The organism is Massilia timonae CCUG 45783, assembly GCF_000315425.1.
Classification (GTDB): Bacteria; Pseudomonadota; Gammaproteobacteria; order Burkholderiales; family Burkholderiaceae_D; genus Telluria; species Telluria timonae.
Genome location: NZ_JH992924.1, coordinates 80,767 through 92,759 on the forward strand (window position 1 = coordinate 80,767; position 11,993 = coordinate 92,759).

The window sequence follows — 11,993 nt, forward strand, 5'->3', positions numbered from 1 at the left end:
CTCTGAAGCGAAGTGAACAGCCTGCCGTACGCCGCCATGCGGCAGGGTTGCACTAATTTCTGATCGAAGGAGTCATCATGAACATGATCTATAACAGCGAACAGTACAGCGTCGTCGAGTTCGGCGTCGACCGTGAACTCGAAGCGCTGCGATTTGGCGGCTTCGAGATCGTCGACAAGGCCGGCCGTCGCGAGGCCTTCATTGGCGGCCGCCTCGCGCAATCGTTCCGGCGCGACGTCAACAACCTGATTGCCAGCGAACCCACCATGGAAGAGATCGACGACTTCCTGGGCTCGTATGACACCCTGATGAGCCAGCCCGTGGTTCTTCATTGAGCACGTGCATTGAGCCAGGACAGCATTTCGCTGCGCTGACGCCCCCGAGCGCCATTGCCACCAGCGGGCGATGGCGCTTTTTTCATCGGTCATGGTAAGCTGCGGGCCATGTGCCAGCTCCTCGGAATGAACTGCAATGTCCCTACCGACATTGTCTTCTCTTTTACCGGCTTCGCCCACCGCGGCGGCCGTACCGACACCCACCACGACGGCTGGGGAATCGCCTTCTTCGAGGGCAGTGGCGTGCGCCACTTCGTCGATCACCAGGCCGCCATCGCCTCGCCGATCGCCGAACTGATCAAGCGTTATCCGATCAAGTCGACCAACGTCATCGCCCACATCCGCAAGGCCACCGTCGGCCACGTGGCGCTGGAAAACTGCCATCCCTTCGTGCGCGAGCTGTGGGGCCGCTACTGGGTGTTCGCCCATAACGGCGACCTGAAGGATTTCGCGCCCGTGCTCGACGGCGCCTTTCGTCCGGTAGGCACCACCGACAGCGAACTGGCCTTCTGCTACCTGCTGCAAAGCATGCGCCGTGAATTCGGCGACACCGCGCCGGGCCGCGAGGAGTTGCGCGCACTGCTCGAGCGCATCATTCCCGGCATCGCCGCCCACGGCACCTTCAATATGATGCTGTCCGACGGCGCCGCGCTGTTCACCCATTGCTCGACCAAGCTGTGCTACGTGGTGCGCAAGTATCCCTTCGTGACGGCCTGCCTGTCCGACGAAGACCTGTCGGTCGACTTTTCGCAGGTGACCACGCCCGACGACCGGGTCGCGATCATCGTCACCGAGCCGCTCACGACGAACGAGGAGTGGACCCATTTCGCGCCGGGTGAGCTGAAGGTGTTCGTCGACGGATTGCCGCAGTAAACACTGTGTATCGATTGTGACAACACCGATGTTTCGCGAATAACGTTCTTCTAATAAATTAGTGCCAAGAAGACACACGCCGGGATGGATGCGGTAAAGTAGTCCGATTGATGCGAGAACGAGAACGAGATGACCGATACCGCCAGCCTCGACGAGGCCTCCCAGCCGCTACGCATGCGCCATTTCTACCTCGCGCGCCAGCCCGTGCTGGACCGCAACCAGGCGCTGTTCGGCTATGAACTGCTGTTTCGCGGCAGCGCCCAGGGCCCGGCCCATTTCGATTCGGGCCTGTCGGCCAGCGCCAGCGTCATCCACCATGCATCCCAGCTCGGCCTGCCGCGTGCGATCGGCGACGCCAACGCCTTCATCAACGTCGACAAGGACGTCCTGATGAGCGATATGTTCGCCTTCCTGCCACGCGAGCGCACGGTGCTGGAGATCGTCGCTTCGGTCGAGCCGGACGACGCCGTCATCGAACGCATGCGGGCCCTGGGCAAGCATGGCTTTCGCTTCGCGGCCGAGGCGGCGGCCCACGGCCCGGCGCTGTCGCGCCTGCTGCCCGTGATCGACTTCGTCAAGATGGATTTGCGCGCGCTGCCGGCCGTGACCCTGCTGTCGCTGGCGCCGCGCCTGCGCACCACGGGCAAGCGCCTGGTGGCCGAAAAAGTCGAGAGCCACAGCGAATACCGCACCTGCCTGGACATCGGCTTCGACTACTTCCAGGGCTATTATTTCGCCAAGCCGTCGGTGCTGGCCAGCCGCAAGCTGTCGCCGTCGCAGACGACGGTGCTCGACCTGGTGAACCTGGTGGCGTCCGACGCCGACAACGCCGAGATCGAAAGCGTGGTCAAGCGCGAGGTGACGATCGGCCTGAACCTGCTGCGCCTGGTGAACACGCCGGCGGTGGGGGCGGGGCGACGCATCGAATCGATCAGCCAGGCCCTGACCCTGCTGGGCCGGCGCCAGCTGCAGCGCTGGCTGCAGATCCTGCTGTATGCCGAGCCCGACGTGCGCGGCCACAGCCAGAGCCCGCTCCTGCTGCTGGCCACCACGCGCGCGCGCCTGATGGAGCTGCTGGCCCAGCGCCTGCGCCCCGGCCAGAAGAACGTCGCCGACGTCGCCTTCACGGTCGGCATGATGTCCCTGATGGACACGCTGTTCTGCATCCCGATGATGGACATCGTGGAGCAGATCCCCGTGATCGACGAAGTGCGCGCCGCGCTCCTGCAGCGCAGCGGCTTCTTCGGCGAGCTGTTGAAGCTGGCCGAATCGATCGAGCGCATGGACGACGAGGGCGACGACCTGCTGGCGGGCCTCAAGAGCCTGTCGATGGATGGCGACGACCTGGCCGAACTCGAGGTGTCGGCGTTCGAGTGGAGCGACAAGGTGGTGCGCTACGCGATCTGAGCGCCGCACACTTGGCGCGTCACGAAAAAAACGCCGCGGATCTCGCGGCGTTGTGTTTTACAGGTTCGGCGCCAGGTGGCGCTCCACCTCGGCCTTGTCCATCCCGCGCCGCCGCGCCATGTCCTCGACCTGGTCGTCGCCTATCTTCCCGACCACGAAGTACTTCGAGTCCGGGTGCGCGAAGTAGAAGCCCGACACCGCCGCGCCCGGATACATCGCGAACGATTCGGTCAGCTCCATGCCGATCTCCCCGGCCTGCAGCGTACGGAACATATCGGCCTTGACCGTGTGCTCGGGGCAGGCCGGATAGCCCGGCGCCGGACGGATGCCCTGGTACTCTTCGGCGATCAGCGCCTCGTTCGACAGGGATTCGTCCGCCACGTAGCCCCACAGGTCGGTGCGCACGCGCTCGTGCATGTATTCGGCGAAGGCTTCGGCCAGGCGGTCGGCCAGCGACTTGAGCATGATCGACGAGTAGTCGTCATGCGCCGCCTCGAAGCGCTGCTCGTGCTTCTCGATGCCAAGGCCGGCGGTCACGGCGAACATGCCGATGTAATCCGGGATGCCGCTCTCTTTCGGCGCGATGAAGTCGGCCAGGCACTGGTTGGGGCGCTGCACGCCGTCGACGACCGGCCTGACGCCCTGCTGGCGCAGGCCGTAATACGTAAAGGCCACCTGCTCGCGCGATTCGTCGGTATACACCTCGATGTCGTCGTCGTTCACCGTGTTGGCCGGCAGCAGGGCGATCGCGCCGTTGGCGGTGAGCCAGCGGCCTTCGATGATCTTCTTGAGCATGGCCTGGCCTTCGGCATACACCCTGGTGGCGGCCTCGCCCACCACCTCGTCGGTGAGGATGGCGGGGAAGGGGCCGGCCAGGTCCCAGGTCTGGAAGAACGGGCCCCAGTCGATGTAGCGCGCAATCAGGCCCAGGTCGACGTTCTTGAACACGCGGCGCCCGATGAACTTCGGCTTGACCGGCGCGAACGCCAGCTTGGCCTTGTTGGCGCGCGCCTGGTCGAGAGGCAGCATCGGCAGCGCCTTCTTGCCGGCGTGCTGGATGCGGATGCGCTCGTAGTCCTGGGCCAGTTCGATGATGTAGGCGTCGCGCGTGTCGTCAGTGACCAGCGCCTGGCCGACCGAGACCGAGCGCGACGCGTCCGGCACGTAGACCACCGGGCCGTCGTAGTGCGGCGCGATCTTGACCGCGGTGTGGGCGCGGCTGGTGGTGGCGCCGCCGATCAGCAGCGGCACCTGGCGCTCGCGGAACCACGGGTCGCGCTGCATTTCGCGCGCCACATGCGCCATCTCTTCGAGCGACGGCGTGATCAGGCCCGACAGGCCGACCATGTCGGCGTTTTCTTCCTTGGCCTTGGCAAGGATGTCGGCGCAAGGCACCATCACGCCCATGTTCACGATCTCGAAGTTATTGCACTGCAGGACCACCGAGACGATGTTCTTGCCGATGTCGTGCACGTCGCCCTTGACGGTGGCGATCACCATCTTGCCCTTCGGCTTGGCGACGATGCCGGTGCGCGCTTCTTCCGCCGCCTTCTCTTCTTCGATGAACGGCACCAGGTGCGCCACGGCCTGCTTCATCACGCGCGCCGACTTGACCACCTGCGGCAGGAACATCTTGCCCTGGCCGAACAGGTCGCCGACGATGTTCATGCCGTCCATCAGCGGACCTTCGATCACGTGGATCGGGCGGCCGTTGGCTGCTGCGACCTGCTGGCGCATCTCTTCGGTGTCTTCGACGATCCATTGCGTGATGCCGTGCACCAGCGCATGCGCCAGGCGCTTCTCGACCGGCGCGTTGCGCCACTCGAGGTTCTGTTCCTGTTTGGCGCCGCCGGCCTTGAGCGTGCCGGCGAATTCGATCATGCGTTCGGTGGCGTCCTTGCGGCGGTTGAGCACCACGTCTTCCACGCGTTCGCGCAGCTCGGGATCGAGGTCGTCGTAGACGCCGACCATGCCGGCGTTGACGATGCCCATGGTCAGGCCGGCCTTGATCGCGTGGTACAGGAACACGGTGTGGATCGCTTCGCGCGCCGGGTCGTTGCCGCGGAAGCTGAACGAGACGTTCGACACGCCGCCCGAGATCTTCGCGTGCGGCAGGTTGTCGCGGATCCAGGCGCAGGCTTCGATGAAGTCGTTGGCGTAGTTGTCGTGCTCTTCGATGCCGGTGGCGATGGCGAAGATGTTCGGGTCGAAGATGATGTCTTCGGGTGGGAAGCCCACCTGTTCGGTCAGCACCTTGTAGGCGCGTTCGCAGATCTCGATCTTGCGCGCGAAGGTGTCGGCCTGGCCCTGTTCGTCGAAGGCCATCACGATCACGGCGGCGCCGTAGCGGCGGCACAGCCGCGCCTGGCGGATGAATTCCTCCAGGCCTTCCTTCATCGAGATCGAATTGACGATGGCCTTGCCCTGCACGCACTTCAGGCCCGCCTCGATCACCGACCACTTGGACGAGTCGATCATCACCGGCACGCGCGAGATGTCGGGCTCGGACGCGATCAGGTTCAGGAAGCGCGTCATGGCCGCCTGCGAATCGAGCATCGCCTCGTCCATATTGATGTCGATGACCTGGGCGCCGTTCTCGACCTGCTGGCGTGCCACCGACAGCGCCTCGTCGAACTGCTCGTTCAGGATCATGCGGGCGAAGGCCTTCGACCCGGTGACGTTGGTGCGCTCGCCGACGTTCACGAACAGCGACGATTCGTCGATGGTGAAAGGCTCCAGGCCCGACAGGCGCATCGCGACCGGCACTTCCGGCACCTGGCGTGGAGCCTGGGTTTCCAGGATCTTCGCGATCGCCGCGATGTGCTCGGGCGTGGTGCCGCAGCAGCCGCCGGCGATGTTGATGAAGCCGGCGTCGGCGAATTCGCGCAGCAGGGCGGAGGTGTCAGCCGGCAGCTCGTCGAAGCCGGTGTCGCTCATCGGGTTGGGCAGGCCGGCGTTCGGGTAGATGCACACGAAGGTGTCGGCGATTTGCGACAGCTCCTGCGCATAGGGGCGCATCAGCGCCGCGCCGAGCGCGCAATTCAGGCCGATCGTCAGCGGCTTGGCATGGCGCACCGAATTCCAGAAGGCCGGCACGGTCTGGCCCGACAGGATGCGGCCCGAGGCGTCGGTCACGGTGCCCGAGATCATCAGGGGCAGGCGCGGCGTCTCGGGATGCTCGTCGAAATACTGGTCGATCGCGAACAGCGCCGCCTTGCAGTTCAGGGTGTCGAAGATGGTCTCGACCAGCAGCAGGTCGGCGCCGCCGTCGACCAGGCCGCGGACCTGTTCGTGGTAGGACGCGACCAGCTGGTCGAAGGTGATGTTGCGCGCCGCCGGGTCGTTGACGTCGGGCGAGATCGAGGCGGTCTTCGGGGTCGGTCCCAGGGCGCCGGCGACGAAGCGCGGCTTGTCAGGGGTTGAATATTTGTCGCAGGCGGCGCGCGCGAGCCTGGCCGCTTCGACGTTCATCTCGTAGGCCAGGTGCGCCATGTGGTAATCCTCCTGCGCCACGCCGGTGGCGCCGAAGGTATTGGTCTCGAGCAGGTCGGCGCCGGCGGCGAGATAGCGCTCGTGGATTTCCTGGATCACCTGCGGCTGGGTGAGCGTGAGCAGCTCGTTATTCCCTTTCACGAACAGCTCGCGCTGGCCTGCTCCCTCGGGCGCCGCGAAGTTCGCGAAACGCTCACCGCGGTAGGCCGCTTCATCGAGCTTGTACTGCTGGATGATGGTGCCCATCGCGCCATCCAGGATCATGATGCGGCGCGCGAGGATCTCGCGCAGCTGGGTTTCGATCGGGGAGACGGGATTGGTACGGGCGTTCATCGTGTTTTTCCGAAGGTGCGGCTTGACAGGCCGGTTGAGAAAGGGCGGTCTACGATTATACGTCAAGCGGCGCGATAGGCCCGGCAGTGGGGGTGTGTATGTATCGTTATGTATTCAACGCCGCATGCGTTACATAGCGTTACATTTGTTGGGGTGGCTGCAATCTTTACGATACATGGCGAGACGACAATCAAGGTCCGCCTCCACGAGTGGCGAACGTATAGATGGGATAACCGCATGAACAAAGAATACCAACCGGATTGGGATCAGCCTATGGACCGCAACCCGGAGCCAGCAATGTCGTCGAAGCCACAAGTCGCCAGCAATGGTGTGAAACAGATCGTCACGATCCGCCTGGATGTGGATATGCTTGAATGGTTCAAGGCCGCAGGTCCCGGCTACCAGACCCGCATCAACCAGGTTCTGCGTGAACACATGGACGCCCAGCGTACGTCGCAGGCGTAGGGGTGGCGGCTTTGCCGCCGACGCGGTGATCGTTATCGGTTGATCGCCGCAACCGTTTTGCACGTCATCCCCGCCCGCGGGGACGACGTGTTATGAAATCGACTTCAGGAGCGCCGCGAGCGCTTCAATTGAACGTCAACCCCGCCAGCGAAAACCCTTTCAGGAATTCCGCCGCCTTCAGGCGCTTGCCGCCAGGCTTCTGCAGCTCGTTCAGGCGCAGCGCACCTTCTCCGCAAGCGACCACGATGCCGCCGGCGTCGGCCTGCAACACCGCGCCCGGTGCGCCGCTGCCTTCAACCGCTTCGGCCGACCAGAACTTCACCGCCACGCCATCGACCACCCCGTTCGCGCCGGGGAAGGGGTTGAAGGCGCGCACCTTGCGCGCCAATACCGCGGCCGGCAGGCTGAAATCGAGCCTCGCTTCTTCCTTGCCGATCTTGGCGGCGTAGGTCACGCCTTCGTCCGGCTGCGGCACGGCGGTCAGCTCGCCGGCTTGCATCTTGCGCAGCGCGTCGACGATCATGCGTCCGCCCAGCGCGGCCAGCTTGTCGTGCAGGCTGCCGGTGGTATCAAGCGGGTCGATCGGCAGGCGCTCCATGGTCAGCATCGGCCCGGTATCCAGGCCTTCTTCCATCTCCATGATGGTCACGCCGGTTTCCAGGTCGCCCGATTCGATCGCGCGGTGGATCGGCGCGGCGCCGCGCCAGCGCGGCAGCAGCGAACCGTGGATATTGATGCAGGGACGGATGTCGAGCGTGCTGCGCGGCAGGATCAGGCCATAGGCCGCGACCACCATCACGTCGTAGTCGATCGACTGCAATTGCTCGTGCGCGGCGCGCGCCTGCGCGGCGCGCTCCGGATCCCTGGCGTCCATGCGCAGCGACAGCGGCTGCGCCACCGGCATGCCGTGCGCCAGCGCGTACTGCTTGACGCTGGATGCCTGCAGTTGCATGCCGCGCCCGGCGGGGCGGTCGGGCTGGGTCAGGACCAGCGGGATCTCGAAGCCGGCCTCGTGCAGGGCACGCAGGGCGACGGCGGCAAATTCGGGGGTGCCGGCGAAAACGACTTTCATGTCACCGCCGCAATCAACGGCGGGCGGCGCGCTGGGCGGCGTCGCGCTGCATGCCGCGTTCTTCCTTCTGCAGCTTGGCCTTGATGCGGTTGCGCTTGAGCGGCGACAGGTATTCGACGAAAACCTTGCCCATCAGGTGGTCCATCTCGTGCTGGATGCACACGGCCAGCAGGCCGTCGGCCTCGACCTCGAACGGCTTGCCGTCGACGTCGAATGCGCGCACCTTGACCCGGGCCGGGCGCTCGACGCCGTCGTAGATGCCGGGCACCGACAGGCAGCCTTCGTCGTAGACCTGCTTTTCTTCGCTGGCCCAGGTGATCTCGGGGTTGATGAAGACCATCAGCTTTTCTTGCGCTTCGGTCACGTCGATGGTAACCACGCGTTCGTGCACGTCCACCTGGGTGGCGGCCAGGCCGACGCCAGGCGCGTCGTACATGGTTTCCGCCATGTCGGCCACCAGCTTGCGCAGGCGCTCGGTGCCGAATTCGGTGACCGGCTTGGCGACCTTGTGCAGGCGCGGGTCGGGGTAGCGGAGGATGTCGAGAAGTGCCATATCGGATCGGATGTCGGTGGAGTTGTCTAGGTTGAACGGGTACTTGGCTGGCAGGCAAGACAGGACGCAAACCCGCCACACGCCCTGGCGCGCAGACCTCGGTTTGCTTGCTAGTTCAGGGATTTGTGTGCAGAATTTGATTCTATACAGCAACCCTTCCGTGAGCGGGGAGCGGTACGTCGTGCTGTCTCTCGCTGCGGCCGGGCCGGATGACGGAGCGGCCTGTTCAGCATCATGACCTGCATTGGATGCAGCTGCAATCTGGCGGCATCATTTAATCTTACGCCGCATTAAACGGACGTCTTCAATGAAAAATTTTAGCACAGTCGTGGCCCGTGCTGCTGCGGCGGCGTTGCTCGCATGCGCCGCCGGCGCCTCGGCCCAGACCCCAGTGCCCGCTGCCGCCTGCAGCTTCCGCCCGGACGCACCCGACAAGCACGTCGTGGTCAAGGGCGATACCCTATGGGATATTTCTGGCGCCTTCTTGCGCAACCCATGGTGCTGGCCCCAGGTCTGGGGCATGAACCGTGACGAAATCCGCAACCCGCACTGGATCTATCCGGGCCAGACCATCTGGTTCGACCGCGCGCGTGGCCGCCTGAGCCTGCAACAGCCCGGCACTAGCCTCGATGGCGGCGACGACCGCGATGCGCCTCCGCTGACCCGCCTGTCGCCGCAGGTGCGCAGCGAAGGCCTGGCGCGCGACGCCGTGCCGGCGATTCCCGCCGGCGCCATCGAACCCTATCTGACCCAGCCGCTGGTGGTCGAGGCCGACGAGCTGGCGGGCGCGCCGCGCATCGCCGCCTCGCAGGAAGGCCGCGTCTACCTGGGAGAAGGCGACCGCGTCTACGTGCACGGCGACGTCAAGCACGAGAGCGTGTTCCAGGTGTTCCGCCCCGGCGCGGCGCTGACGGACCCGCAGACCGGCCTGGTGGTGGCGCACGAAGCCGCCTTCCTGGGCACCGTCAAGCTGCTCAAGCCGGCCGCGCCCGGCGTCGACGTGCACACCTTCCAGGTGGTCGATACCGTGCAGGAGATGGGCGTGGGCGACCTGCTGCTGCCGGCGCCGCCGACGCCGGTGCGCAACTACGTGCCGCACGCGCCGCTGCAACCCGTCGACGGCCGCGTCATGTCGATCTATTCGGGCGTGACCTACGCCGGACAGAGCCAGGTCGTCACTGTCAACCGGGGCACGGTTGACGGGCTCGATGTCGGCGCCGTGCTGCAGCTCTATCATCTCGGGAAGACTGTGGCCGATCCGCAAAGCCGGGGTTTCCTGGGCCTGGGCCGGCAGCAGTTGAAACTGCCCGACGAGCAATACGGCAGCCTGTTCATCTTCCGCGTGTTCAAGAACGTCTCGTACGGCTTGGTCATGCAGGTGACGGCGCCGGTGCAGGTGGGCGACGTCGCCAGATCACCGGAGTAACCCCGCCGTGCAAGACACGGAACCCCATCCCATTGCCGAGCGCGCCACCCTGATCGCCGATTGGCTGCGCCTGGAACAGGCGCATGGGGTGGGGTGCCGCAGCGCGCATGCGCTGTTGTCCGCCTTCGGCTCGCCCGGCGCCATCTTCAGGGCCGGGGCAACGGCGCTGGCGGCCCATGTGTCGGCGGGCCAGGCGCAAGCGGTGAGCGCGCCGGTCACGCCCGCCTTGACGGCCCTGGTCGCGGCCACCCTGGCCTGGCTGGAGCAACCCGGCCACCACCTGATCACCTTCCACGATCCCCTGTACCCGCCGGCGCTGGCCGAGATCCCCGATCCGCCGCTGCTGCTGTACGCCGCCGGCCGCATCGAGCTGCTGGCGCGGCCCCTGGTCGCCGTGGTCGGCAGCCGCAACGCCAGCGTGCAGGGCAAGCTCGACGCCGAATCCTTTGCCGCGGCCCTGTCCGGCGCCGGCCTGTGCGTGGTGTCGGGGCTGGCGCTGGGCATCGACACCGCCGCCCATGAAGGCGCGCTGCGCGGGCTAGGCGCCACCATCGCCGTGGTCGGCACCGGACTCGACCGCGTCTACCCGGCGCGCAACCGGATGCTCGCCCACCGCATCGCCGAACACGGCTGCCTGCTCAGCGAATACGCGCTGGGCACGCCGCCGCTGGCCGCCAATTTCCCGCGCCGCAACCGTGTGATCAGCGGCCTGGCGGCCGGCGTGCTGGTGATCGAGGCGGCGGCCCAGTCGGGCTCGCTGATCACGGCCCAGATGGCGGCCGAGCAGGGCAGGGAGGTGTTCGCCTTGCCCGGCTCGATCCATTCCGCGCTGGCCAAGGGATGCCACCGCCTGATCCGCGACGGCGCGCAACTGGTCGAGACGGTGGACGAGGTGCTGCTGGCGATGCGGGTGTCACCGCTGGCGGCCCTCGGGCAAGCATGTCGCCAGAAGCGCGACGCCGGGCCGGACGAAACGGCGGAAGAAGACGCCGAGCTGTTGCTCGCGCTGGGCCACGAACCGGTGGCGCTCAACGATTTGCTGGCGCGGCTGGGGACCGATGCTGGCGAGCTCGGCGGGCGACTGCTGGGCCTGGAACTGGCCGGTCTGGTGGTGCAGTTGCCGGGCGGAAGGGTGCAGCGCATCTGGCCTTAGGCCTACTTCGAATCAGGCCGCGTGGATGCACATTTAATAGATTGCCTGTGCTTCATCTCACGAAGTTTGCGAATTGTATGTTCTTGTTTTTAATCGTTTTTGGTAAGCTAGCTGATCGAACAAGGCTTGCATACAACGTTTTTTCCACGAGGCAGCGCGACAGGCGCGCTCTACTTGTGCCGCACGAAGTTTAGCTGCTACAGTAGCGTCACTATGTTCGACATCCTGGTCTATCTCTACGAGACGTACTACCGTCCCGACGCCTGCCCCGAGCCGGCAGCCCTGGCTCGCAAACTGTCCGCTGTCGGCTTTGACGACATCGAAATCTCGGAAGCGCTGGACTGGCTGACCGGGCTGACCGATGCGCCGCTGCCCGACACGATCGATGCCTCCACCGGCATGCGCTACTACGTGGACGAAGAATATATCGAGCTGGGCAGCGCCGCGATCGGCTTCATCGCCTTCCTCGAAAGCGCCAAGGTGCTCGGCCCCATCCAGCGCGAAATCGTCATCGAGCGCGCACTGGCCTGCGACGAGTCCCCCATCGCCTTGAGCAAGCTCAAGATCATCGTGTTGATGGTGCTCTGGAGCCAGGGCAAGGAACCGGACGCGCTGATGTTCGACGACTTGTTCAGCGACGACGACGAGCAGGAACCGCGTCTGCTGCACTGACCGCGGCGTCGCTTTTGTAAGACATTCGACGGGGCTAGTGCCCCGTTTTGCATTTCTGGCTCACCATTTCTGGGCGGCACATAGACCATATGTGGCCCGCATCGCACCATCACGAAGCGCAAGGTGTACTTGCAGGGAGCGCGATAACGCGCTTATCATTGGCCGCTTCATCTTGACAGTTACCAATCAGACACTATGGCCGGAATTTCACC

Annotated in this window: 10 protein-coding genes; 7 read left to right on the forward strand and 3 right to left on the reverse strand. The window is 65.2% G+C overall.

Translation table 11 applies throughout. From position 1 onward, the window contains the following. The first annotated feature begins 77 nt into the window (after nt 1-77). The 3 genes from HMPREF9710_RS15465 to HMPREF9710_RS15475 all read left to right on the forward strand — a co-directional run bounded on the left by HMPREF9710_RS15465 (nt 78) and on the right by HMPREF9710_RS15475 (nt 2,615). On the forward strand, nt 78-335 hold the full coding sequence (locus tag HMPREF9710_RS15465) for a BTH_I0359 family protein (protein WP_005667861.1): 258 nt from the start codon (nt 78-80) through the stop codon (nt 333-335). Nucleotides 336-443: 108 nt separating this feature from the next. Further along, complete coding sequence (locus HMPREF9710_RS15470) at nt 444-1,208, forward strand: class II glutamine amidotransferase (RefSeq protein WP_005667864.1); 765 nt, start codon at nt 444-446, stop codon at nt 1,206-1,208. Between the two features lie 129 nt (nt 1,209-1,337). Then, entirely contained in the window at nt 1,338-2,615 is a 1,278-nt protein-coding gene (locus tag HMPREF9710_RS15475) for an EAL and HDOD domain-containing protein (protein ID WP_005667866.1), read from the forward strand. Nucleotides 2,616-2,672: 57 nt separating this feature from the next. Here the strand turns inward: HMPREF9710_RS15475 and metH are convergent, their stop codons facing one another. Beyond that, on the reverse strand, nt 2,673-6,440 hold the full coding sequence (gene metH / locus HMPREF9710_RS15480) for a methionine synthase (RefSeq protein ID WP_005667868.1): 3,768 nt from the start codon (nt 6,438-6,440) through the stop codon (nt 2,673-2,675). Nucleotides 6,441-6,677: 237 nt separating this feature from the next. On the opposite strand from metH, the gene HMPREF9710_RS15485 reads away from it, so the two are divergent. Then, nucleotides 6,678-6,905: a BrnA antitoxin family protein gene (locus HMPREF9710_RS15485; RefSeq protein ID WP_040776893.1), complete on the forward strand. Its 228-nt coding sequence runs from the start codon at nt 6,678-6,680 to the stop codon at nt 6,903-6,905. 124 nt (nt 6,906-7,029) lie between these two features. On the opposite strand, the gene fmt is transcribed toward HMPREF9710_RS15485, so the two are convergent. Then, on the reverse strand, nt 7,030-7,977 hold the full coding sequence (gene fmt, locus HMPREF9710_RS15490; RefSeq protein WP_005667872.1) for a methionyl-tRNA formyltransferase: 948 nt from the start codon (nt 7,975-7,977) through the stop codon (nt 7,030-7,032). 13 nt (nt 7,978-7,990) lie between these two features. Beyond that, the gene (gene def / locus HMPREF9710_RS15495) at nt 7,991-8,530 is read right to left on the reverse strand and encodes a peptide deformylase (RefSeq protein WP_005667874.1); all 540 of its coding nucleotides are present in this window, start codon (nt 8,528-8,530) and stop codon (nt 7,991-7,993) included. Nucleotides 8,531-8,837: 307 nt separating this feature from the next. Between def and HMPREF9710_RS15500 the strand changes: the two genes are divergently transcribed. From HMPREF9710_RS15500 to HMPREF9710_RS15510, 3 genes are all read left to right on the forward strand, one after another. Then, nucleotides 8,838-9,956, forward strand: coding sequence for a LysM peptidoglycan-binding domain-containing protein (locus tag HMPREF9710_RS15500; protein WP_005667877.1), 1,119 nt, complete (start codon nt 8,838-8,840; stop codon nt 9,954-9,956). 7 nt (nt 9,957-9,963) lie between these two features. Next, nucleotides 9,964-11,109, forward strand: a complete 1,146-nt coding sequence (gene dprA, locus HMPREF9710_RS15505) for a DNA-processing protein DprA (RefSeq protein ID WP_005667879.1) — start codon at nt 9,964-9,966, stop codon at nt 11,107-11,109. Between the two features lie 213 nt (nt 11,110-11,322). Further along, nucleotides 11,323-11,781: a Smg family protein gene (locus HMPREF9710_RS15510; protein WP_005667881.1), complete on the forward strand. Its 459-nt coding sequence runs from the start codon at nt 11,323-11,325 to the stop codon at nt 11,779-11,781. The last annotated feature ends 212 nt before the right edge of the window (nt 11,782-11,993 follow it).

Bases quoted from the DNA above. Each gene is read 5' to 3' on its own strand.
- HMPREF9710_RS15465 (WP_005667861.1), top strand. From the start codon at position 78: ATGAACATGATCTATAACAGCGAACAGTACAGCGTCGTCGAGTTCGGC.
- HMPREF9710_RS15470 (WP_005667864.1), top strand. From the start codon at position 444: ATGTGCCAGCTCCTCGGAATGAACTGCAATGTCCCTACCGACATTGTC.
- HMPREF9710_RS15475 (WP_005667866.1), top strand. From the start codon at position 1,338: ATGACCGATACCGCCAGCCTCGACGAGGCCTCCCAGCCGCTACGCATG.
- metH (WP_005667868.1), bottom strand. From the start codon at position 6,440: ATGAACGCCCGTACCAATCCCGTCTCCCCGATCGAAACCCAGCTGCGC.
- HMPREF9710_RS15485 (WP_040776893.1), top strand. From the start codon at position 6,678: ATGAACAAAGAATACCAACCGGATTGGGATCAGCCTATGGACCGCAAC.
- fmt (WP_005667872.1), bottom strand. From the start codon at position 7,977: ATGAAAGTCGTTTTCGCCGGCACCCCCGAATTTGCCGCCGTCGCCCTG.
- def (WP_005667874.1), bottom strand. From the start codon at position 8,530: ATGGCACTTCTCGACATCCTCCGCTACCCCGACCCGCGCCTGCACAAG.
- HMPREF9710_RS15500 (WP_005667877.1), top strand. From the start codon at position 8,838: ATGAAAAATTTTAGCACAGTCGTGGCCCGTGCTGCTGCGGCGGCGTTG.
- HMPREF9710_RS15510 (WP_005667881.1), top strand. From the start codon at position 11,323: ATGTTCGACATCCTGGTCTATCTCTACGAGACGTACTACCGTCCCGAC.